This is a genomic window from Pseudoalteromonas sp. 4NS20-0020 (assembly GCF_057554385.1).
Window position 1 is genome coordinate 322,703 of record NZ_BAAJMI010000002.1, and the last position, 22,538, is coordinate 345,240.

The following is a 22,538-nucleotide window of genomic DNA, read 5'->3' on the forward strand; positions in this document are numbered from 1 at the left end:
CTCGGACAATTAACAATGGGCTATTGTCGCTGCGCTCAATAATTTTAGCTCATAATTAATCGCCGCTTATGCAGCCGTTAGGTAACAGGGAATGGGAACAGAAATACTTGTATTGACTTACTTAACGACTCCACTGATATTCGTGGTCAATGCAGCCTTATTGTTTAAAGGTAAATTCCCCAACTCTAAAGCTCTAGTGTTATTGTTGCTAAATCTCGTTTTTATGGGGTACTTTGTAGTGTCAGGGCTACTCAATGGGTATTTAATACAAGCGTTTCTAATTGGTGGTTTTTTTCTTATTCCGTTTCAAATTATAGCGTTAATAGTTGCCACACTATTAAGTTCTAAAGTCAGCAAGTTACTAGGTAATATTTGCAATGTTACCTAACAAAAAAATCAAGAACGCTCGCTGCACGGGCTGGGACGCATACACGCAGGGCGGCTTCGCCATTATGCCCTGCGCCCCTTATTTAAACGTTATATGCTAGGAGGTATATGAGTCTTTATGGTCTAATTATAATGATTCTCTTAGGGGGCATTTTTATATTTACACTCAAAAATCTAGTGCAATTAAAATTTAAAGAATCAAATTTAATCGAAAAAGCACGAAACTTAAGGAACTTTCTTTTTGGTTTTATTGCATTTGTATGTATCTATTTCTTAACAGGGGAATTTTCAAAAGAGTTAGGTATAAAAATATCATGTAATTCATTTCAGCAACAACATCATCCTGAAAAATGTGAAGTTGAAAAAGAGTGAAATAGCATATAACAAGTCGCTACACACAGAATTTGATCCTCACCCGTTTTAGTGGACACCTCCTCATCACTTTGAGGAGGCTAAAATGCCTAGATATACCCAACCTAGAAAGACAGGGTTTTACCTCGTTAATTTCAAAAATCAAAGTAGTAGAACTAAGCTTACGAGACGATGTCATGTCAAAGGACATTGCCGAGGCGTTAGGTATTCATTCTTTAAAAGCGCAAGGTATATGTGATTTTAAATACCAGAATAATCGTATATCCTATTTTAATATATCTCGTAAGATTGGTATAACTAATTGAATCTAGATAGGAACTCGGCTATGGTTGAACCATCAATAAAAATAAATTTAAGACGAGTTAAGCTACATGTTATTTAGGGGTAAATTTAAATCAAAGGAGTAGGTACTAAATTGAAAAAAGTAACTGTTTGGGTATCGTGCCTGATGCTGTTTAGTTGCGCTCAACCATTTTATGATAAGGAAACCTCGAGCTTAGCTAACTATACAAAGCTAGAACGTGAAGTAAAAGAGCAAATACTACGTGATACTCAGTCAATAAATTGTAAAAACAATCAAATAATAGTAAATAGTAAAAGAACACTGAATGAGAAGTATAAGGAAGGAAAAAATCCTATTTTAGCTACAGAAGATCAAAAAGCAAAAGTGGGACTCAAAGGGTTCCTCATGCCCGTTTTCATTTCAAAAACAGAAGATGTAGAGAGTTTTACTGATTACTGGGAAATCGAAAAATGTAGTAACCATTTGGTATATAGAATTGATGTTGTTGAAACTGAATCTGGACATGGCTTAAAAATAAAGAGTCAAGATCCAAATATAGAAATAACTTCAGACAATTAACCCCTCTAACAAACAGAATAAACGGATAAATTTTACTTTGTAACTTTTCTATTTCACTTTTGCGGGCAAAAACCAGTCAAATGAAATTTATCAGTTATCAGTTATCAGTTATCAGTTATCAGTTATCAGTTATCAGGGCATTGAGGCTGTAGAATTACTCATTTAAAATAAAAGCAGCCTGTTTTATGGGGTTAAAATGCATTACCTAATGCTTTAAAAACGCTTAGGGTTAATTATAGAAGCCCGTTTTTTAATTGAGTTTGACTGTTGAAGTTATTTTACAGTCCTATTAGTTGCCAAGGAGTATTATGCTTAAGATTCTGGCTTTAGTGCTTTTCTTAATATGTTTCCCATTGCTAGCATGCCGGCCATCGCCTGTTGATCTTGCAAAGGAAGTTGCTGAAGCTGACGTTGTTGCAATAGCTTACATCACAGGAATTTTTTCTCCAGACGCTGAAGCAGTTTTGCTAAATGATTTAGACGAGCCATCAGAGGAGATTGAATATCGTATTATCATTCCCGTTCAAAAGAGTGTTAGGTTAATTACAGAACGTTCCTTGAAAGGAACAGCAAATAAAATAAATCAAACGACCACGGGTTGTTCATTTCATGGAGAGTTAATGGACAGGATAATTTTACTGAAAAAGGACTCTAGAGTTTGGGTAAGGCACTTAGATGCGGAAGCCAGACAAGTTTTAAAAAGTCTAGAGTAGTAGGCAACTAACGCTTGACTATGAAAAAATTAACAAGACACCCATTCTAAATTTTGCACTCTAAGCGGGTTAAAACAACTATGTCGCCCACGCAAACATTTTACAGCAATAAACGCTAAAAAGTAAAATAAGCAAAACCGCAAAGCCAAATAGAACGTATTTTACTTATAAACTCTATTTTTAGGCTATGTTATGAGATATCTCAAATACCTTCTATTACTCGTATTCAGCATGTTTTCGAATGCTAGTGAAAGTATTCCATTGAATGACTTATCCAGTTTAAGATGGGAAAATCGCCTGATTATATTAAATAAACCTACAAATACTGATCACGCATTAAGCCTTATGAAAAACAGTTCAGAAGGGATTAATGACCGACACATAGTTTGGTTTATTTTGAAAGAAAGTGAGGCTTTAACTAACTACTCTGGTCGGTTATCCGAGTCGTTCATGTTAAATGTTAGGCAGCAATATCAACTCAAAAACAATACCGTTACTTTAATAGGAAAAGATGGGGGCATTAAATCTCAAGGAAGCACCATTGATGTTAAAGCACTTTTTTCGATTATAGATGCCATGTACATGCGACAGCGAGAAGTACAACTAAAAAATTAAAAATGGGTGCCATTTAAAAATAAAAGCTGTGGGCTTGTTAAAGCATTGGGTTTAATTAAGTACTTTCACTAATAATACCGTCTAATGCTAAACTACAAAAAATTAATTACTTAATACAGCTATGGCATTTTACCTTCCTTTATTACAGCCTCACTTTAAACACATTGAAATAGGTGCAACACTTACTTCGCTTTGGAGCGGGTGTGGCAGTATTATTGAGTGCAGGCTTGATAATGTGCCTTGTGTTATAAAGGCGATTAGAATACCCAATCACATAAACCATCCAAAAATTAAGCAAAGCGAATTTGCATTAAAAAGAAAGCAGCAGTCTTATAATGTTGAATATAACTTTTATAAGCATTACAGCCAGCATTTACCTAAAACAGCAAACAGTATTGAATGTGTGAGTGCTATTAATTGTGGCGATGAGTATGCGCTGGTGTTTAAAAATTTTACTCAGTTTGGGTTTACGCAAGCCAGCTCGTTGCATATAAAGCCAATATTAAAGTGGCTTGCTCACTTTCATGCGTTTAATTTAAATAAGCAACATGATGATTTGTGGGAGCAAGGGTGTTATTGGCATTTAAATACCCGGCCAGATGAATTTAACGCGCTTGTATCAAACCCTAATAATCAGTTTGATATAAAAGCGGCAGCTAAAAAATTAGCTTATCAGTTAGAACACGCTAGATATAAAACGTTACTACATGGCGATGCTAAAGTGGCCAATTTTGCCGTTAATTCAAATAATGAAATACGTGGTTACGACTTTCAGTACACAGGCGCTGGCGTTGGTATAGTGGATGTTATGTATTTTATGACGAGCTGCTATAGCTGTGAAGAATTACATGCTCATGCAACAAGCGAACTTACCTATTATTTTTATGAGTTAGAACATGCGCTAACTCAGTATCAACCTAATATACCTGCTCAAGCGGTAATAAAGGAATGGAAGGCGTTGTGGCCTGCTGCTTGGGCTGATTTTTATCGCTTTTTAGCCGGCTGGAGCCCGGAGCATTATAAAATAAATAGTTATATGCATGACCAAGTTGTTAGTTGGCTTGAAACCAACAGCTGAACTTTTACAATTGTGTTGTGCATAAATATCAAACAAACATATATATTTGCGCACAATGTATGAGAATTGGTTTAAAACTACAGGTCAAATGATCATTTTTAATATAAAATATCGCTAATTATTGTCTAAGTAGGTTTTCATCATGGCTATTCACGTTATTACTCATCCACTTGTTCAACATAAATTAGGTTTAATGCGCGCTTTCGGCATTAGCACTAAAAGCTTTCGTGAGCTGTGCTCGGAAGTTGGCACATTATTAACGTACGAAGCAACGAAAAATATTCCCCTTGAAGACAATGAAATAACTAGTTGGGACGGTAACAAACTTAACGTACAGCATATTAAAGGCAAAAAAATTACAGTGGTGCCTATCTTACGTGCAGGTTTAGGTATGATGGATGGTGTTATGCAGTTGTTGCCTGCGGCTAAAGTGAGTGTAGTTGGCCTTCAACGCAACGAAGAAACGCTTGAGCCAATTCCTTATTTTGAGAAGTTGGTTGGTAACATTGAACAACGTCTTAGCTTGGTTATTGACCCGATGCTTGCAACAGGTGGCTCGATGATTGCCACAATAGACATGTTAAAAAAAGCGGGCTGTAAAGAAATCAAAGTTATAGTGTTAGTTGCAGCCCCTGAAGGGGTAGAAAAAACGTTAGCAGCTCACCCTGATGTAGAAATATTTACCGCAGCGGTAGACAGCCACTTAAATGAGAAAGGATATATAGTGCCTGGTTTAGGTGATGCGGGTGATAAAATATTTGGTACGGTGTAGTCGTCATTAATTAGCGTTAATTGTGTTTCGCGTTATGGGCAATGCAATCATTAAAGAGGCTTTCTGAGGAAGGCCTTTTTCGTGTTTGTTTATTACTTTATAACTGCAAAAAGCAATGTTTAAATTTAGGAGTGTGTAGTGAAAAGTAACGCAACGTTTTCAATTAAAACAATTTTAACCGGCGCACAAATGCTATTTGTTGCATTTGGTGCATTGGTATTGGTGCCGTTATTAACGGGGCTTGATCCTAGTGTGGCGCTATTTACTGCAGGTGTTGGCACATTACTATTTCAATTAGTGACTAAAGGGCAGGTACCAATATTTTTAGCCTCTTCGTTTGCGTTTATAGCTCCCATTATTGCAGGAGTACAAATGTGGGGCGTACCCGCTACGATGGGCGGATTAATGGCCGCTGGCGTTGCTTATATGTTGTTAGGTTTGTTAGTTAAATTTAAAGGTGTGGCGACTCTTCATAAAATTTTACCACCGGTTGTTGTTGGCCCCGTTATTATGGTGATAGGTTTAGCGCTTGCGCCTGTTGCAGTTAACATGGCAATGGGTAAAACAGGTGATGGCAGTGTTCAGCTAATTGATTACAACAGTGCTATTTTAATTTCCATGTTTTCACTTGTGGTAACGCTTATTTTTGCCGTGTGGGGTAAAGGAGTATTTAAGTTAATTCCTATATTGGCAGGCGTAATTTCGGGCTATGGTTTATCGCTTGCGTTGGGGGTAGTGCAGTTTGATGCGGTAAGTAATGCACACTGGTTTGCTATTCCAAACTTTACACTGCCAGAGTTTAAATGGCAGGCTATTTTGTTTATGGTGCCTGTGGCCATTGCGCCAGCTATTGAGCATATAGGCGATATGATGGCTATAAGCCAAGTGACTAAAAAAGACTTTTTAAAAAAGCCAGGTCTGCACCGTACTTTGTTTGGTGATGGATTAGCAACATCTGCAGCGTCGTTATTTGGAGGCCCGCCAAACACGACGTATTCAGAGGTGACTGGCGCGGTAATGCTAACTAAAAACTTTAATCCAAAAGTAATGATGTGGACCGCTATTATTGCTATTGCTCTGGCATTTATTGCAAAAATGGGGGCTGGGTTACAAACCATACCGGTGCCTGTGATGGGCGGTATTATGATTTTATTATTTGGTTCGATTGCGGTCGTTGGACTCAATACGTTGGTTAAGTCGGGTGATGATTTAACAGCGCCTCGTAACTTAAGTATTGTTGCCCTTATTTTAGTGTGTGGCATTGGCGGAATGCACATAGGCAGCAGTCAATTTAGTTTAGAGGGCGTTAGCTTGTGTGCCGTTTTAGGTATAGTGCTTAATTTAGTACTCCCCAAAGTAGAGCAAACCGCTGCTTAACTTTGAACATTAGTTAAAATATTTGCACCAATTTGGCGCGTTTTAAACGCGCCTTTTTTATAACCTATTAAAAAGGTTATAAAAATAATGTTGGTCTAGTCCCTGCATTTAGTACTCTGAACACTATGTATTTAAGGAGTTACTATGTCAGAGGCCAATATTGTGGATATAACCCCGTTTTTAGCAAAGCATCAACTGCCTTTAAAGTATCAATATTTAAGTGAGCAGTACTTTGTACCTCTTGCGCATGACATTCTCGAATCAAAAAAATCATCAACTCCTCTTTTTGTTGGCATTAATGGTTGCCAAGGCTCCGGCAAAACAACCTTAGCAGACTTTTTAGTCACGTGGTTTAGCAACAATACGTCGTTATATACGGTCGCTTTATCAATCGACGATTTTTATCTAGGTAAAGAAAGCCGTAAGCAACTAGCTCAAGACGTACATCCTTTATTTGTAACACGTGGCGTACCCGGTACACACGATACCGACCTGATGAATAAAACAATTACTCAGTTATTAGCCGGTGAGGTGGGCGTAGCATTACCGCGTTTTAACAAACACCAAGACGACTGCGTTGCAGAGCAAGATTGGGTTAAAAATGTAGCGCCTGTTGATATTGTATTTTTAGAAGGGTGGTGTGTAGGAAGCGAGCCACAGCCGCTATTTTCACTAAGCGAACCTCTGAATGAATTAGAACAATTAAGTGATAAAGAAGGTGTGTGGCGTCGTTGTATAAATAGCTGCTTAGCAAACGAATATAAATCTATTTTTAATAAAATAGATTATAAAATCATGCTCAAAGCGCCTAGCTTTTCAGATGTTTTTACGTGGCGAAAAGAGCAAGAACAAAAGCTAATAGCTAAAAGTGGCGTTGGTACAGGCACGATGACAGACGAGCAGTTAGTTTATTTTATTTCTCATTTTGAGCGTATAACCCGCGAAAACTTAAATACATTGAGTCGCAAAGCAAACGCACTCATTGAGCTTGATAGCAATCGAGACATAGTAAGCATGCACTTAACAAGTGATGATACCTTAAAGCCTATTATTTTTACTGACTTAGACGGTACTTTACTCGACCATACAGATTACAACACAAGCAATGTAAGCGAGCTACTTCAGCAGTTACAAAGCGCACACATTCCTGTGGTATTTAATACCAGCAAAACATTTTGCGAAGTGGTTGAAATAAAAAACGATTTGAACATTCAGCAACCTTTTATTGTTGAAAATGGCGCAGCAGTATTTATACCGCAAAACTATTTTGAGCTTAAGCCAATAGGCTGTAAAGAAGTGGCAGGTTATTGGTGTTACGCCTTAGCGTCTCCGCTATCAAGCTTGTTAAGTGATTTAGACTCATTAGATGCACAATATAAAGCACACTATAAATTATTTAGTGAGTTAAGCAGCGAGCAAATAAGCGAGCTTACCGGATTAAACAATGCGCAAGCTAAGCGCGCTCAAACACGCGATTACTCCGATCCTTTGTACTGGTATGGCAGTGATGAATTACTCGATACCTTTGTAAATGACGTAACAGCACTTGGCTACGAAATAAAGATAGGTGGCCGATTTATTCATATTGCTAAAAATACCGACAAAAGCGCTGCGCAGCAGTGGTTAGTTAAACAATTTACCCAACATTTTAGAAAGCCTCTCACAGTAATAGCCCTAGGTGATAGTGACAACGATAAGCAGATGTTAGAACACGCTGATATCGCCATCATCATCAATAACCCAAGCAGTAAAAAGCCGGTTAAATTATCGCATAACAAGGCACGTTATTCTCAATCGCCCGCGCCGCAGGGCTGGGTTGAAGAAATAACAACATTGCCAAGCATTAGCAGCATTTTAAATACTATTGAGGAGCAAAAATCACATGGCTGATTTTTATCAAAATGGCATTATCACGACTTTACACAATATTGCAGATAGACCGATTGAAGCACTAGAAGAAGAGCTAATAAGCTTTAGTAAACAACGCCCTATGGGGCTAATTCTGCCTTCTTTATTTAGTGAGTTAGAAGGTCCGGCACTACAAAATATAATAAAAGAGTTAAGAGAAGTGCCGTACTTGTCGCAAATAACAATTGGCTTAGATAGAGCCGATGAGCAGCAATACCGCCATGCACTTGGTTTTTTTAAAGAGTTAAACCAAAATCACAAAGTGTTGTGGAACGACGGCCCACGTTTGCAAGCACTTGATAAAGAGCTTCAAGAATTAGGCGTTGCACCAAGAGAGCTGGGTAAAGGGCGTAACGTTTGGTATTGCATGGGTTATAAGCTTGCAACCGCCGAGGTTGAGTCTATAGCGCTTCATGACTGCGATATTTTAACCTATGACAGAAGCTTACTTGCACGTCTTATTTATCCGGTTGCACACCCTCGTTTTAACTACGAGTTTTGTAAAGGATTTTACCCGCGTACAGCCAACGGCAAAATTAATGGGCGCGTATCGCGTTTATTAGTCACACCTTTGTTGCGCTCATTTAAAACCATTTTAGGTAATACAGACTACCTTGAATATATGGATTCGTTTAGGTACCCATTAGCGGGTGAGTTTTCGTTTAGGCGCGACGTATTAAACGATATTCGTATTCCAAGTGACTGGGGGCTTGAAATAGGCGTATTGAGTGAAATGTATCGAAACTATTCGCATAACCGTTTATGCCAAGTAGATATTGCCGATAACTACGACCATAAACATCAAGCGTTGTCGCTTGACGATCAAAGTGCCGGTTTGTCTAAAATGTCGATTGATATTACCAAGGCATTATTTAGAAAACTCGCTACGCAAGGGGTTACATTTACTAGCGAAACAATTCGTTCATTAAAAGCAACGTACTACCGAATTGGCTTAGATTTTATTGAAACCTACCACAATGATGCGCTTATGAACGGGCTAACACTGGATGTTCACCAAGAAGAAAAAGCCGTAGAAATGTTTGCACAAAACATTATGGAAGCAGGCCAACACTTTTTAGATAACCCAATGGAAGCGCCATTTGTGCCAAGTTGGAATCGAGTGGTATCGGCTATGCCTGATGTATTTGAACGTTTAAAAGAGGCGGTAGAGCTCGATAACGAAGAATACAGCTAAGTTAAAAAAATAAATATAAAAACGGTTAAAGGAGTCGCGTGTGAGTACAGTGAATGAATTATTTTTACAGCGAGTAGAGCAGCATCTACACATTATTTACAAAGATGTTGAGCTGCCTATATCGATAGCAGAGTTTGCACAGCAACTCATTAAAATTATTTTAGGTGACAGTCCACTTCGCGACCCAACTCCACACACTAACCGATGGGATGAGCAAGATATTGTACTGATTGCTTATGGTGATTCGATTATAAAGCACGACGACACTGAGTTTGCGGTAGCAAACCCAATCGAAGCCCCACTAAAAACCTTGCATCGATTTATAAAAGAGCAGTGCGATATGCAAATTAACGCCCTGCATATTTTACCTTTTTACCCGTATAGCTCTGACGAGGGGTTTGCGGTGATGAACTACGTGCAAGTCAACGAGTCGTTAGGTGATTGGGAAGACATAAAACGCATTGCTAAAGATGTAAAGCTAATGGCTGATTTAGTTATTAACCATTGCTCTAGCCGAAGCGTTTGGTTTGAAAACTTTTTAAATGATTTACACCCCGGCAAAGATTACTTTAAAACTGCAAGCTTAAGCGATGATTTAAGCCAAGTTGTTCGTCCGCGCACATCGTCTTTACTCAATACAGTAACAACTCCCAGTGGTGAAAAGCATGTGTGGTGTACGTTTAGCCATGATCAAGTTGACTTTGATTTTGCAAACCCAGAGGTTTTGAAAGAGTTTGTAGGCATTATTCGGCATTATTTAGACAACGGTGTGAGGCTTTTTAGGCTCGATGCAGTGGCGTTTTTGTGGAAACAACTTAATACAAGTTGTATTAACCTGCCACAAACCCACGAAGCCGTTAGGCTAATGCGCACGCTTATTGAGCATGTTGAGCCAAGTGTGGTGATCATCACTGAGACAAATATACCAAACCAAGAAAACCTTTCGTATTTTGGTAATGCCAATGAAGCGCATGCTATTTATAACTTTGCTTTACCTCCGTTACTACTGCATACCTTATTAAGTGGTGATAGTTCGGCACTCAAGCATTGGATGATGAGCATGCCACCTGCGCAAAACGGTACCGCATACTTTAATTTTATTGCGTCTCATGATGGTATAGGGCTTCGTCCAATTGAGGGATTATTGCAGCCAACTGAAGTGGCGTCGCTGGTCAGTACAACCATGCAATTTGGTGGTCGCGTTTCAATGCGAACCAGTAATGATGGCACCCATACACCATATGAGTTAAATATTGCGTTATTTGATGCAATGCAAGGAACACATAATGGGCCTGACAAATTTGGCTTTGAGCGTTTTATGTGCGCGCATGCCATTATGTTCGCGCTTGAGGGGATACCTGGCTTATATATTCATAGTTTACTTGCCACAACCAATGATTATGAGCGTTTTGAAAACTCGCAACACAACAGGGCAATTAATCGCCATCGTTGGCAAGAATCAAAACTGTTAGCCGCAATTGGCGAAAAATACAGCCATCATCACAAAGTGTTTACTTCAATTAAAAACTTATTAGGTGTGCGTAAAAAACAACGTGCATTTCATCCTAATGCCACTCAGTTTACGTTACATCTTTCTGGTGGATTATTTGGCTTTTGGCGCCAGAGTATAGACCGCAGACAAAGTATTTTTTGTGTATTTAATATTAGCGATAAACCGCAAACACTTTTATTGGCTGACTTAAATTTAATTAATACTCAGCAGTGGTTTGACTTAGTGTCAGGAAAAACAATAGAGGAAGGGCAGTTAACGATTGAACTTGAACCGTATCAATGTGTTTGGCTAAGTAATATAAAATAACAAATAGGCCGGGCAAGCGTTGCCTGGCCTATTATTCACTTTAAATTAAAGCTTGTAAGAAAAGCTTACATAACCAAAGCGGCCAATGTTATCGTAGCTTGCGCTACCGGCGCCTGTACCGCGTGTACCGTATGGTAGTTCACGGTTAAATAGGTTATCTACACCTACTTTAACGCCAACACCGCTATCGAAGCTGTAACCTACAGTCATATCGGTAATAAAGTATTTACCGTAGCTCATGTTGCTATTAGGGTTTGAGTTTTGAGCAAGTTCAACATTTGTATAAAGGTCTACTTCGTCAATAAAGCGTGTTTCAACAGTACTGAAAAAGCGGTCAATTGAGTAGCTTACAGATAGATTTGCTTGCCATTTAGCTTCGCCAGAAGTACCTGCTGCTTCAATAAAGTTGCTTGGATCATCTTGGAAAGGGTAGTCTTTTCGTTCAATTAAGTAAGTACCAATTAAACGTGTTTTAAAGCTACCTTCTAGGGCTTCAAAATCGTAGCCTAGTTCGAAATCAACCCCCGATGCTTTTTGACCCGCCACGTTTAATACAGAGTTTTGGATTAACGAAATTTCGCTGTTTGCATCGCGCGTAATTAAATTACAGTACTGGTTGTTGATGCCAGTAGTGCTGTCTACACAGCGGTCAAGAATATCTTGCGCGCTGATTGTATCAATGGCATCTTCAAGTTCAATTTCCCAGTAATCGATAGTTAATACTGCGTTGTCAATAAACTCTGGTTGGTAAACAATACCTACTGTTGTACTTGTTGACTCTTCACCTTTTACGTCACGGTTACCGCTTGTTAAGCCATTTAAAGACGCTGAATCGTAGTCTGAGTTAAAATCATTTGCTACATCTAATGCAGCACAGTTAGCGCGTCGGGTCGTGCTGTTTGACAAGTCATTTAGGTTTTCAGCACGACATGGATCGTCAACACTGTAGAAAGTTTGGCTAGGTGCACCAAATACTTCACCAATATTAGGTGCTCTAAGGGCAGCAGATTGCGTTACACGCACGCGTAGCTCGTCGTTTACTGTCCAATCTAAACCGAGCTTCCAACTTGTTGCTTCGCCAATCGTACTGTAATCGGCATGGCGTACCGCGGTATCAAACACTAAGTCTTGAATAAGCGGTAAATCAGTTAAGATAGGCATTGAAGCTTCAAAAAACACTTCACGCACGTTAAACGAGCCTTTATCTTCGCCTAGTGCGTTAAAAAATGTACCTTCTGCGTTATCTGGCTCGTTCGTTTCGCTTTCTTCTTTACGATACTCTGCGCCAAAAGCAATACCTACATAACCGGCTGGTAGCTCAAAAATAGCGCCGTTTGCAAGCGAAGCTGATACAACAGTTTGCTCAATGGTGGAGTCGCCAATAGACACTGTGTTTATGTAATCAATGGCTTGTTGGCTTGGTGCGCCAAAGCCCATAATATTAACAGGTACACAGCCATCAGCTTGTGCCTCTGCGCTACGACACACAATATTACCATTTGCATCTTCAGTGGCATCAAGCGCATTAAAGTAGTTTGCTAAAATCATGTTAGCGCCATTTTCGCGCTCTAATTCTGTTTTACCGTATACGATTGATGTATCTAGTTCCCAATCTTCAAATACAGTGCCTTGTAAGCCTGTAACAAAACGGGTTGTTTCACGGGTGTTGTTTTCAACGCGGCGGCCTAAGTCAGTCATCATGCGGTTAACCATGATTGACTCAACACCTTCTTCTTCCATACGCGCTTTAATGCTTGGGTCTAGGTATGGGTTATCTAGCTTAATGCTGTTGTCGCTATCAAAAAAGAAAAACGCAGGTTGGCCTATGCTTTCGCCTTGGCTATTTACATATTTAGCGTCGAAGTAAGCATTTAAATCATCAGTCACATCGTAGTTAACTTTAAAGTTTACGTTGTAACGCTCAAACTCAGGTTGAATTTCTTCAAACTGACCTAGGTTAAAAAAGTCACAGTTAGCACATGAAAGGCCGTCAACATTGTCACCAATGTATAAATCGCGAGCGGTACTATCTGGGTTAAAGCTATTTGTGTAACCATTTTCTAATGCATAAACACCTGCGTTGTTAATCGCGTAGTAACCTGCGTTAGGTGTTAGTATTTTGTCTGGAAAGTCTGCGCTGTCTTTGTTTTCATCGGTTTGTGCCTGATTACGTAGGCTTCTGAACGATGTGCTTGTCCATGGGTGGTCTAGGGCATTTAACGACTCTTGTGAAGAATACTCTACTGCAAAAGCTGCATTACCACGATCATCATTAAAGTTTGAACCGTATGAAAAAGTCGCTTTTTTGTTGTTATAGCTATTTAGGTCGGCAAAGCCACGGGTTAGGCTTACATCTAAACCTTCAATATTATCTTTTAATATAAAGTTAACCACACCCGTTACGGCGTCAGCACCATATACAGCAGAGGCGCCACCAGTAATAATTTCAACACGTTCAATCCATACGCTTGGAATTGTATTAGTGTCAACTGATTGAGAGCCCGCAGAGCTTGATACGTGACGTTTACCGTTTACAAGTACAAGTGTGCGGTCTGTTCCCATATTACGTAAATCAAGGATGTTTAAACCTGCAGTACCTATAAAACGACCAGAGTTAGCCATTGAATAAGTGCTACCCAGTGCAGGAAGGTTATTTAATGCTTCACCAATATTAACAGCGCCACTATTTACAAGTTGATCGCCACTGATTACGGTTACGGGAGCCGGTGCAATTGCGCCTTCACGTAATATGCGTGAGCCTGTTACTTCAACGCGTTCTATTTTTTTTGCTACTTGCTCATCTTGAGCTAATACTGTGCTACTCGCTGTTGCAGCAGCGGTTAGTAGTGCACATTTAATGCTGTTGGAAATTAAAGAATAATGTTTCATGAGTTCCCTAATGGGTGTTTGTTATGAAAAAATGCTTAACAAAATTGGCATAGTTAAATAGCAACATTGTCATCACATTTGGCTAAAGAACTAACGATTATTGCACGCTCGCAAATAAGATTAAACCCTCTGAAAGCCTCTATATTGTTATGTTAAGGTTTGAAATTAATTTTATTTATAGTGTTATAAGTTGTTACTTTTGTTTAAATTATGATGACAATAAGATGGGGCTTTTCTTGGTTGTTTACCTTTTTTAGCCACGTTGTTTACATTGAGTTATTAATATTAAAATTGACGCGGAGTTTTTGATCTATTTGCTGTTTATTTGACTCGTCAAAATGCTAGTTAAATTGCAGATGTAATTAACAGGTGTGTTTGTTAATTGTGCTATTAAGTTACTTAAATGTATATTTTTGCTGATTTAGCGAGCTGGGCGTTCAATGGTGTTATTAAAATAAATGTTTAAATTGAGTAAATTTCATCATCTTTATTAAATGTGTCGTTATTCATTTGTTGATCTAGATACATTCAATGTTAGTAAAATAGGTAGTTATTTGATTTTAACTTTAACTTAATGCTGACTATTACCAATATTAAGTTGTAAACCCCCTTTACAGCATATAAAGAGTGATTGCTGATTCGTTACTTTATTCTGTTTACTTGATACAATTTGTATTATCAGTTTTTTTAGGGCTTTTCATGAAATACACTTACCTCATTATTGTCATTTTATTTAGCTCGCTCAGTTATGCCAGCGAGACTATTGATCTAGAATTAAACATGAAAAACACAGGGCTTGCTTATAAAAAAGCGGTACAAGCTAGCAAGTTAACAGAGTTTAATACCGCAATTGATGAATTTATTAAGCTGGTGGAAGTAAGCAAAACGGCAAAGTTTTACAAGAAGCCCGAACAGTCGGTTAAGGGGCTTGATAAAGTGCTTACACAAGCAAGGCTTGCAAAAAAAGCGGCTAATCAGCAAGGGCTTACTGCTGCTAAAGTACCGCTTAAACGCATTGATGATTTACGAAAAAAATATCATAAACTACATGAGCCACCAGGCTTTTTTGAATTATTGTTTGGAAAGTAAGGAATAGTTATGGAAATTTCGGTTTCATTATTAGAAGGCCAAAAGCAAAGTGCTAAATTTGGTGATTTGGAAGTAATTAGCGATCAGAGTATTTCGGCTGGTGGTGGTGCAGAGTACCCAGAACCATTTGACTACTTTTTAGTGAGTATGGTTTTGTGTGCAGGGTTTTATGCGCGAAAATTTTGTGAGCAACGTGACATTTCAACAGAAGGTATGACACTTACACAAAACAACGAAAATGTAGATGAAAATGGTAAAAAGTTATTTTCAATCGAAATTAATTTGCCTGATGGTTTTCCTCAAAAGTATAAAAAAGCATTAATTGCGGCAGTAAATACATGTACTGTTAAAAAAGTAATTCAAGCTGTGCCTGAGTTTTCTGTTGTTGTAAAATAAATTCACCAATATGTAGGTAACTTTAACGAGTTACCTCTTTCATTTTAATACCCTTGCCTTGCCGCTCACCCTAAAATACGACGTTTTTAGATAGCTATAAACACAACAATTACGAGTTGTAATTTGGTGTGTTTTTTATTGGTTTTTCAATATGTGATGCTTTTATAAGCACTCTTGGTGGCTATTTAAACAAATAAATCAAAAAGTAATCACTTAGTTCAAAAATACTGGCTATTCATGTTTAGGCTGTTATAACTATAAACACAACAATAAAAATAGTTAAACATATTTACAGTAGATACTGAGGTATTTTATGAGCGACGCAATACAACAAGAACAAATAGATCAAGGGGTAATGGAGACCTTAAGAGAGCGCGACCATAGTGCCTTAGCACAGCAAGTTAACCATCTTGGCTGCGATAATAACGACATTATTGAGCTACTAGCTCATTATATGGCGTTGAGCGAGCAAGAAAATGATGAATTATTTGATGACTGGTACGATAATCTATCAAAAGACCAACATACTGTTTTAAAAGTATTTGAGGTATATAGAGGCCAATACGAACATCAAAATTAAATCTTTATTTAATTAATAGCTTGTATTGGTTGTATACTAAGATTTATTGATAAAGATTATACGGCGGTTAATTTGAGTAAGAGTTAATACGAGTTAGCTTTTAACATTTTGTCGATAACATTACTTATATTACAGATAAAGGCGTGCTTTAAAGTGCTAAATTCAGAATCGATAAAAACGAGAAACAATGTAAAGGTAATTGGTAGCGGCTCTAAAACATTGCTATTTGGACATGGATTTGGATGTGACCAAAACATGTGGCGTTTTTTAACTCCTTATTTAGAAAAGCAGTTTAAAATTGTACTGTTTGATTATGTGGGTTCAGGTAATTCAGACATATCTCAATACAACAAACAACGATACAAAAAACTAGAAGGTTATGCCTTAGATGTAATAGAGGTGTGCACAGAGTTAAATTTATCGGATGTCGTATTTGTTGGCCATTCGGTAAGTGGAATGATAGGCGCGCTTGCGGCAGTTGAAAGGCCTGATTTAATTAGTAAATTAATTATGGTGTGTCCTTCTCCTTGCTTCTTAAATTTCCCGCCAGATTACCAAGGCGGGTTCGACAAAGAAGACCTGCAAGAATTATTAAGCTTAATGGATAAAAATTATATTGGTTGGGCTGACTATTTAGCACCACTGGTTATAGGTAATACTAACTCAGCTGAGTTGATTGGGGAGCTTTCAGGTAGTTTTTGTTCAACTGATCCTGTCATAGCCAAAAATTTTGCAGAGGCGACCTTTTTTTCTGACTATCGTTTTTTACTCACAAAAATTATACAACCTACACTCATTTTACAAAGCGAAGATGATGCACTCGCTGATGTTTCTGTTGGCCAGTACATTGAAAAGGAAATACAATCGAGTTCACTCATTGTTATAAGTGCACAAGGCCATTGCTTGCAAATGACTCACCCAGAGGTTGTAAGTCAATCTATTACTGATTACGTAAAGCAATAAGCGTGAAATCCATTAAAACAGAAAACAAAAAAGCATCTTATTCAGCTGACTGTTTTCTCAGTGGTGCCTTGATCACAGATTCTAAAAATACGATTATTTATGTAAATAGCTATTTTGAAGAGCACCTTTATTGGAAAAGTGATGAACTAGTGGGTCAAAACATAAATAAAATTTTGACCAAATCATCAAGAATATTTTTTCAAAGTTATCTTATTCCTACCTTGCTTCACGAAAAAACATCCGAAGAAATGCAGCTAATTATTTTTAATGGACAAGGGAGAAAAACCCCCATGACTATTAATGCTCAAATAAATGAAGAGGGGAAGGTGTTTTGGAGCCTTTTTAATTCATCAAAGCAGGATCAACTTTATGATGAGCTAATTAAAACACGAGAAAAACTAGAAGAGCAGGCTGAAGAATTAAAGTCATTAGCTTCTACTGATGAGCTAACTAATTTGTTAAACAGAAGAGAAATGAATTACCGCAGTACTTTACTGTTAGAACAATCGTTAAGATCAAAGCAGTCTGTAGCCTTGCTTGTTATAGATATAGATAATTTTAAATTAATTAATGATACTTTTGGCCACTTAGAAGGCGATCGTGTTTTAAAAGAGCTTGGGCAAGCACTAAAAAGTTTTGGACGACAAACCGATTTAATTTCCCGCTATGGTGGTGAAGAATTTTTAATCATGCTACCAGACACAGATAAAAAAGGGGCCTTACTATTTTGTAATAGATTGCATGCCATTATTGCGGACATATTAGTCGATAATAAGCCTGTGACTGTGAGTATAGGTATGACCATAAGTAATACAATAAACACATTTATAGATTTATTTACACAAGCAGACAACGCTGTTTACCAAGCAAAATCGCTTGGTAAAAATAGAACTCAGCTGTTTGGGGACGATAACACTATTTAATGATTAGTATCGTTGTTGCATGTATTGTTGAGGAGTGAATTGCTGGGTTGCCAAATTCTATCCCATATTTTATCCATATCATTGAAGCTTGGACGTTGACTTATTTTGTCAAAATTACTGGCTGTGACTCCCTCTGAATTTATTTCACCTACTTGAAAATTAAACACATACTGACATTCCATTCCCATGCGCAAGTCTGACAAAATCACTTTGTTTTGCTGCTCTCTTACTGAATAGAACCCTTTTGTAAACCATTGCAAGCGTTTTACACCCCATTCATTTTTAATGTTATTTAATAGCGAGGGATTTGTAGGATATGCACTAAGTGTTACCTCGTCGGGTTCATCAAATACAGAGGCATAGCCTTCATAGTAATGCTCGTCAGACATAACAACGACTCGCCAAAGCAAGGTAGTAAGTGGCGCTGGTGTGCTTATATACTTCTCATACGTAATGTTTTTGTTGTTTAGCGCCGTTTTTACTTTGTCATCAATCATGACTTTCAATGCAAAAGACGTACATAAATAAAGTGAGCTTAATCCAAGCGCAATACTATTAATTTTGTAGGCGGTGTTTGATGATACTTTAGGAAGTAACGTACACACGACTCCTAGCAATAATGGAAGTGTATAAAGGGGATCAATTATAAACATATTTGATAACGCAAAAGGGTGCTCAGTAAACGGCCACATTAATTGGGTGCCATATACGGTAAAACTATCTAGCAATGCGTGGGTTGATAAGCACAAAAACACTAACCAAAACCATCTCACTTTGTAAGTTTGCATGCCAGAGTGTAATTTTAATATAAGCCATACGATAAGTGGGCTTATTAATAAATGGATAAAGAAGGAATGGCTAAAACCGCGATGATAAGTAAATGACTCTACAGGGCCGCCATAAGGTAAAAAAACATCTAGGTCGGGCAAGGTGCCAAGCGCTGCACCCCAAAATACCGCTTTACGACCAATTTTATTGCCTAGCACGGCGTAGCCTACAGCACTACCCAAAGCAACCTGTGTTAACGAGTCCATATAAATCCTTTATTAATTATAAGTCTGTTTATACTGATTAAAAGCGTAAAAAGGCCACTTATAATGCAAGCTTTGGTTTTATAAAATCTAAAAATACAACAATGCGAGACGACACCGCACTGTTTTTGTAATAAACGGCTTGTATATCTTCTCGATGGTTTGGTGTTTTAATACTATTTGCTAAAACATTGACTAACCTACCAGCTTTTAAATCGTTTCCAATCATAAAATGCGAGAGTAAAGCAATGCCTTGGTTTGCTATACATAGTTGTCTAATTGTTTCGCCGCTGCTTGCTGTGATTTCAAACGAAAGCTTTGAGGGTATGTTAAGAGGCCAGTTATTGAGCGCGGGTGAGTCGGTAAAGCCGATAAGTTTATGTTGGCCCAAATCGCTTGCTTGAGTAAGTTCAGGTGCGTTTTTCAAATACTCAGGGCTTGCGACCAAATGCAATTTACTGGCCCCCAACTTTTTTGCATACAGGTTTGAATCTTTTAAATCACCAATACGTATGGCTAGGTCAGTTTTATGCTCTAGTAAATCAATAATGCTGTCGTGAGAGGTAATATCAAGCATAATGTGGGGGTACTGCATATTAAACTCAGCAATCAAAGGTACCAATTGGTGCAGTACAAAAGGGCTTGCTGCATCAATACGTAACTTTCCACTGGGTGACTGTTTTAACAGTTTGATTGCCTCTTCGCCGGTTTGTAAGGTGTTTAAGCCATCACGAGCATATTTAATAAAGGTATGGCCCTCTTCGGTTAGCTCTAATCGGCGAGTGGTCCTGTTTAGTAACGTACATTGTAATGTATTTTCAAGACGAGATACGGCACGCGACACTTTTGCTACTTGCTGATCAAGCAAATTAGCAGCTGCTGAAAAACTCCCGCTATCTACTACCGTTAAAAACATTTCTAAGTCTTCGGTTTTTGCATGCTGAGCCATATTTTAGCACCTTACTTTTGCATTTTTTACAAAAGTATTTTGTCACTAATGCTATTTTTTGCAAACACATTTTTAGTCAAACTGTAATTCTTAACTAATAATGAGGATTTAATTATGCCATTGGCTTTGTGGGCGCTAACCTTAAGCGCATTTGCAATAGGAACAACCGAGTTTGTAATAGTGGGATTAGTGCCTACTATTGCAAACGATTTAGGCGTAAGCCTACCTTCAGCGGGTTTGCTAGTGAGTTTATATGCGGTAGGTGTGGCTATTGGTGCACCGGTACTTACTGCACTCACCGGGAAATGGAATCGTAAAATTGTACTTATAAGCTTAATGGGCTTATTTGTGCTGGGGAACTTATTAGCATGGCAAGCGCCAAGTTATGAAACATTAATACTTGCGCGTATTTTAACAGGCTTAGCCCATGGGGTGTTTTTCTCAATTGGTTCTATGATTGCCACAAGCTTAGTAAGTAAAGATAAAGAGGCCAGCGCTATTGCAATTATGTTTACGGGACTCACGGTTGCACTTGTAACAGGAGTGCCATTAGGAACGTGGATAGGCCAGCATTTTGGCTGGCGTGCAACATTTTTAGTGGTATCGGTGTTGGGCTTAATTGCTTTGGTAGGAAGTGCTATTTTGGTACCCAAAAACTTGAAGCAGTCTATCCCTGCAACCTTTAAAGAACAGCTTCAGGTTATTGTTAAACCGCGCTTATTACTCGTATATTTAATGACTATTTTAGGTTATGGCGGCACGTTTACAGCATTTACTTATTTAGCGCCGATTTTAGAGCAGGAAACTGGCTTTGCACCCTCAGCTATTGGTTTAATTATGCTGGTTTATGGTGCATCTGTAGCGGTAGGCAATATTTGGGGTGGAAAACTTGCGGATAAACGCGGCCCAATAAGTGCACTCAGTATTATATTTAGTGCTCTTAGCATTATTTTATTGGCACTTACATTTACCATGGATAATAAAGTAGCTGCCGTACTTACAATTTTAGTTTGGGGCGCCTTTGCGTTTGGTAACGTGCCAGGCTTACAGCTTTACGTTGTAAAACAAGCACAAAAACATACACCTAATGCTGTGGATGTTGCATCTGGATTAAATATAGCCGCTTTTAATATTGGTATTGCACTTGGCTCAATCATTGGTGGAAGCGTAGTGGAAAGTATGACTCTGCGAGACACAGCATGGATAGGCGCCGTTATTTCTGTATTGGCACTTATAGTGACTCGTTACAGTGGCTTGCTTGATAAGCGTGAAATTCAGCGAGCATAAAGTGTAAACTTTGTATCATTAAACCCTTGAAACGCATTTTTATAACCTCATAGCTACTGTGAGGTTATTTTTTGAGAAAGTAAAAGGTGTATTTTTTAACGCTATTCAATAGCTGTATTTTAAACCAACGTATAAGGATAGATTCATGACACAACGTGTAATTGAAATGCCGAATTTAGGTGTTGGAACATTTCGTTTAGAAGGCGATACTGCATACAACTCGGTAAAAATGGCATTAGATGTCGGGTTTCGCCATATAGACACAGCGCAAATTTATGGTAACGAAGAGCAAGTAGGCCAAGCTATAAAAGATAGTAACATTCCGCGCAGCGAAATATTTTTAACGACTAAAGTGTGGAATAACAAACTCAATAAAACTGATTTTATTGCAAGCGTAGAAAAGTCTTTAGAAAAGCTGCAAGTAGACTCTGTTGATTTATTGCTTATTCATTGGCCTGCGCCATCAAACGATGAGCCAATGAGTGAGTACCTAACTGAGCTTTTAAAAGCTAAACAGCTTGGTTTAACAAAACATATTGGCGTGTCTAATTTCACTATTGCAAACTTAAACGAAGCAATGCAAACGCTAGACTCGCGTGAAATATTTACTAACCAAGTTGAGGTACATCCGTACTTAACCAATACAAAATTACGTGCGTTTTGTGCTCAGCACGCCATACACGTAACGGCTTATATGCCGTTTGTGGTCGGTAAAGTCCTAAAAGATGAAACGATTCTTGATATAGCGAATAAGCATAACGCTTCACCTGCGCAAGTTGTAATTGCTTGGGAAAACGCAAATGATATGACTACGATTCCATCGTCAACTAAGCGTAAAAACTTGGAAGATAACTTTATCGACCATGTTAAGTTAGATGATGAAGACATTGCCCGTATTGATGCACTTGATTGTGGCGACCGCCAAGCAACGCCTGATTTTGCGCCGCAGTGGGATCAGTAATAAAATACGCAAAACAACATTAGGTGTAGCAAAACTGCACCTTTGTTTTTAAAAAGGACTGATCATGTTAACAGTAATCGCCACTATTTCGAGTAAAAATATTGATGCAGATGTTGTATTAACTGCACTCGAAAACCTGCAAAAGTACTCGCGCCAAGAAGTTGGCTGTCTACGTTATGAGCTATCGGTAAAAAGTGATGCGCAGCAAACGACTTATTTGGTGACTGAGCAGTGGGCATCAGATGAGCATTTTGAATCGCACAAAAACGAGCCACATTTTAAAGCTTTTGGAACACAAGTTACCGGGCTTCTAACAAGCAGTAATATTGACGTTTACAACACCATTGGCTAGTAAAAAGTACTCTTATTAGT

21 protein-coding genes and 1 pseudogene are annotated in these 22,538 nt (G+C 38.2%); 19 read left to right on the forward strand and 3 right to left on the reverse strand.

The features are described from left to right. Window positions 1–495: 495 nt before the first annotated feature. The 11 genes and pseudogenes from AC27JL_RS05405 to AC27JL_RS05455 all read left to right on the forward strand — a co-directional run bounded on the left by AC27JL_RS05405 (window position 496) and on the right by AC27JL_RS05455 (window position 11,098). Window positions 496–759 carry a hypothetical protein gene (locus AC27JL_RS05405; RefSeq protein WP_487195030.1) on the forward strand — a complete coding sequence of 88 codons (264 nt, stop codon included), beginning with the start codon at window positions 496–498 and terminating at the stop codon, window positions 757–759. 85 nt (window positions 760–844) lie between these two features. After that, window positions 845–977 (forward strand): annotated as a pseudogene (locus AC27JL_RS05410) (IS3-like element ISCps9 family transposase); the annotation flags it as partial. Window positions 978–1,174: 197 nt separating this feature from the next. Further along, window positions 1,175–1,621: a hypothetical protein gene (locus tag AC27JL_RS05415; protein ID WP_305398892.1), complete on the forward strand. Its 447-nt coding sequence runs from the start codon at window positions 1,175–1,177 to the stop codon at window positions 1,619–1,621. 308 nt (window positions 1,622–1,929) lie between these two features. Next, window positions 1,930–2,334, forward strand: coding sequence for a hypothetical protein (locus AC27JL_RS05420; protein ID WP_487195031.1), 405 nt, complete (start codon window positions 1,930–1,932; stop codon window positions 2,332–2,334). 231 nt (window positions 2,335–2,565) lie between these two features. Beyond that, on the forward strand, window positions 2,566–2,949 hold the full coding sequence (locus AC27JL_RS05425; protein ID WP_487195251.1) for a DUF4174 domain-containing protein: 384 nt from the start codon (window positions 2,566–2,568) through the stop codon (window positions 2,947–2,949). Between the two features lie 121 nt (window positions 2,950–3,070). Beyond that, complete coding sequence (locus AC27JL_RS05430) at window positions 3,071–4,027, forward strand: protein kinase family protein (RefSeq protein ID WP_487195032.1); 957 nt, start codon at window positions 3,071–3,073, stop codon at window positions 4,025–4,027. Between the two features lie 142 nt (window positions 4,028–4,169). After that, window positions 4,170–4,799 carry a uracil phosphoribosyltransferase gene (upp, locus tag AC27JL_RS05435; protein WP_006791732.1) on the forward strand — a complete coding sequence of 210 codons (630 nt, stop codon included), beginning with the start codon at window positions 4,170–4,172 and terminating at the stop codon, window positions 4,797–4,799. Between the two features lie 138 nt (window positions 4,800–4,937). Further along, window positions 4,938–6,176 carry a uracil-xanthine permease family protein gene (locus AC27JL_RS05440; RefSeq protein ID WP_006791733.1) on the forward strand — a complete coding sequence of 413 codons (1,239 nt, stop codon included), beginning with the start codon at window positions 4,938–4,940 and terminating at the stop codon, window positions 6,174–6,176. Between the two features lie 144 nt (window positions 6,177–6,320). After that, entirely contained in the window at window positions 6,321–8,066 is a 1,746-nt protein-coding gene (locus AC27JL_RS05445) for an HAD-IIB family hydrolase (RefSeq protein ID WP_487195033.1), read from the forward strand. After that, window positions 8,059–9,279 carry a glycosyltransferase family protein gene (locus AC27JL_RS05450; RefSeq protein ID WP_006791735.1) on the forward strand — a complete coding sequence of 407 codons (1,221 nt, stop codon included), beginning with the start codon at window positions 8,059–8,061 and terminating at the stop codon, window positions 9,277–9,279. Before AC27JL_RS05445 ends, AC27JL_RS05450 begins: the two co-directional genes overlap by 8 nt. A gap of 40 nt (window positions 9,280–9,319) precedes the next feature. After that, on the forward strand, window positions 9,320–11,098 hold the full coding sequence (locus tag AC27JL_RS05455; protein ID WP_487195034.1) for a sugar phosphorylase: 1,779 nt from the start codon (window positions 9,320–9,322) through the stop codon (window positions 11,096–11,098). Between the two features lie 45 nt (window positions 11,099–11,143). Here AC27JL_RS05455 and AC27JL_RS05460 read toward each other — a convergent pair whose 3' ends face one another. Further along, complete coding sequence (locus tag AC27JL_RS05460; protein ID WP_487195035.1) at window positions 11,144–13,987, reverse strand: TonB-dependent receptor domain-containing protein; 2,844 nt, start codon at window positions 13,985–13,987, stop codon at window positions 11,144–11,146. 699 nt (window positions 13,988–14,686) lie between these two features. On the opposite strand from AC27JL_RS05460, the gene AC27JL_RS05465 reads away from it, so the two are divergent. From AC27JL_RS05465 to AC27JL_RS05485, 5 genes are all read left to right on the forward strand, one after another. Further along, a complete protein-coding gene (locus tag AC27JL_RS05465) occupies window positions 14,687–15,076 on the forward strand; it encodes a cytochrome b562 (protein WP_487195036.1) in 390 nt (129 codons plus the stop codon). A gap of 9 nt (window positions 15,077–15,085) precedes the next feature. Beyond that, on the forward strand, window positions 15,086–15,472 hold the full coding sequence (locus AC27JL_RS05470) for an OsmC family protein (RefSeq protein ID WP_487195037.1): 387 nt from the start codon (window positions 15,086–15,088) through the stop codon (window positions 15,470–15,472). A 313-nt stretch (window positions 15,473–15,785) separates the two neighbouring features. After that, window positions 15,786–16,052 carry a hypothetical protein gene (locus tag AC27JL_RS05475; RefSeq protein ID WP_006791740.1) on the forward strand — a complete coding sequence of 89 codons (267 nt, stop codon included), beginning with the start codon at window positions 15,786–15,788 and terminating at the stop codon, window positions 16,050–16,052. A 153-nt stretch (window positions 16,053–16,205) separates the two neighbouring features. After that, a complete protein-coding gene (locus AC27JL_RS05480; protein WP_487195038.1) occupies window positions 16,206–17,015 on the forward strand; it encodes an alpha/beta fold hydrolase in 810 nt (269 codons plus the stop codon). Window positions 17,016–17,017: 2 nt separating this feature from the next. Then, the gene (locus AC27JL_RS05485; protein ID WP_487195039.1) at window positions 17,018–17,938 is read left to right on the forward strand and encodes a GGDEF domain-containing protein; all 921 of its coding nucleotides are present in this window, start codon (window positions 17,018–17,020) and stop codon (window positions 17,936–17,938) included. Here AC27JL_RS05485 and AC27JL_RS05490 read toward each other — a convergent pair. After that, a complete protein-coding gene (locus AC27JL_RS05490) occupies window positions 17,935–18,972 on the reverse strand; it encodes a metal-dependent hydrolase (protein ID WP_487195040.1) in 1,038 nt (345 codons plus the stop codon). The genes AC27JL_RS05485 and AC27JL_RS05490 overlap by 4 nt on opposite strands. Before the next feature lie 58 nt (window positions 18,973–19,030). Beyond that, on the reverse strand, window positions 19,031–19,918 hold the full coding sequence (locus AC27JL_RS05495; RefSeq protein WP_487195041.1) for a LysR family transcriptional regulator: 888 nt from the start codon (window positions 19,916–19,918) through the stop codon (window positions 19,031–19,033). A gap of 114 nt (window positions 19,919–20,032) precedes the next feature. Here AC27JL_RS05495 and AC27JL_RS05500 point away from each other — a divergent pair, with 114 nt between their 5' ends. The 3 genes from AC27JL_RS05500 (at window position 20,033) to AC27JL_RS05510 (ending at window position 22,518) form a co-directional block, all read left to right on the forward strand. Then, entirely contained in the window at window positions 20,033–21,205 is a 1,173-nt protein-coding gene (locus tag AC27JL_RS05500; RefSeq protein WP_039037448.1) for an MFS transporter, read from the forward strand. 145 nt (window positions 21,206–21,350) lie between these two features. Further along, entirely contained in the window at window positions 21,351–22,166 is an 816-nt protein-coding gene (dkgB, locus tag AC27JL_RS05505; protein ID WP_487195042.1) for a 2,5-didehydrogluconate reductase DkgB, read from the forward strand. Window positions 22,167–22,230: 64 nt separating this feature from the next. After that, the gene (locus AC27JL_RS05510) at window positions 22,231–22,518 is read left to right on the forward strand and encodes a putative quinol monooxygenase (RefSeq protein ID WP_203987465.1); all 288 of its coding nucleotides are present in this window, start codon (window positions 22,231–22,233) and stop codon (window positions 22,516–22,518) included. The last annotated feature ends 20 nt before the right edge of the window (window positions 22,519–22,538 follow it).

What these genes read in the sequence shown, in the direction of transcription:
- AC27JL_RS05405 (WP_487195030.1), top strand. Translation starts at nt 496, where the DNA reads ATGAGTCTTTATGGTCTAATTATAATGATTCTCTTAGGGGGCATTTTT.
- AC27JL_RS05420 (WP_487195031.1), top strand. Translation starts at nt 1,930, where the DNA reads ATGCTTAAGATTCTGGCTTTAGTGCTTTTCTTAATATGTTTCCCATTG.
- AC27JL_RS05425 (WP_487195251.1), top strand. Translation starts at nt 2,566, where the DNA reads ATGTTTTCGAATGCTAGTGAAAGTATTCCATTGAATGACTTATCCAGT.
- AC27JL_RS05430 (WP_487195032.1), top strand. Translation starts at nt 3,071, where the DNA reads ATGGCATTTTACCTTCCTTTATTACAGCCTCACTTTAAACACATTGAA.
- upp (WP_006791732.1), top strand. Translation starts at nt 4,170, where the DNA reads ATGGCTATTCACGTTATTACTCATCCACTTGTTCAACATAAATTAGGT.
- AC27JL_RS05445 (WP_487195033.1), top strand. Translation starts at nt 6,321, where the DNA reads ATGTCAGAGGCCAATATTGTGGATATAACCCCGTTTTTAGCAAAGCAT.
- AC27JL_RS05450 (WP_006791735.1), top strand. Translation starts at nt 8,059, where the DNA reads ATGGCTGATTTTTATCAAAATGGCATTATCACGACTTTACACAATATT.
- AC27JL_RS05460 (WP_487195035.1), bottom strand. Translation starts at nt 13,987, where the DNA reads ATGAAACATTATTCTTTAATTTCCAACAGCATTAAATGTGCACTACTA.
- AC27JL_RS05465 (WP_487195036.1), top strand. Translation starts at nt 14,687, where the DNA reads ATGAAATACACTTACCTCATTATTGTCATTTTATTTAGCTCGCTCAGT.
- AC27JL_RS05470 (WP_487195037.1), top strand. Translation starts at nt 15,086, where the DNA reads ATGGAAATTTCGGTTTCATTATTAGAAGGCCAAAAGCAAAGTGCTAAA.
- AC27JL_RS05475 (WP_006791740.1), top strand. Translation starts at nt 15,786, where the DNA reads ATGAGCGACGCAATACAACAAGAACAAATAGATCAAGGGGTAATGGAG.
- AC27JL_RS05490 (WP_487195040.1), bottom strand. Translation starts at nt 18,972, where the DNA reads ATGGACTCGTTAACACAGGTTGCTTTGGGTAGTGCTGTAGGCTACGCC.
- AC27JL_RS05495 (WP_487195041.1), bottom strand. Translation starts at nt 19,918, where the DNA reads ATGGCTCAGCATGCAAAAACCGAAGACTTAGAAATGTTTTTAACGGTA.
- AC27JL_RS05500 (WP_039037448.1), top strand. Translation starts at nt 20,033, where the DNA reads ATGCCATTGGCTTTGTGGGCGCTAACCTTAAGCGCATTTGCAATAGGA.
- dkgB (WP_487195042.1), top strand. Translation starts at nt 21,351, where the DNA reads ATGACACAACGTGTAATTGAAATGCCGAATTTAGGTGTTGGAACATTT.
- AC27JL_RS05510 (WP_203987465.1), top strand. Translation starts at nt 22,231, where the DNA reads ATGTTAACAGTAATCGCCACTATTTCGAGTAAAAATATTGATGCAGAT.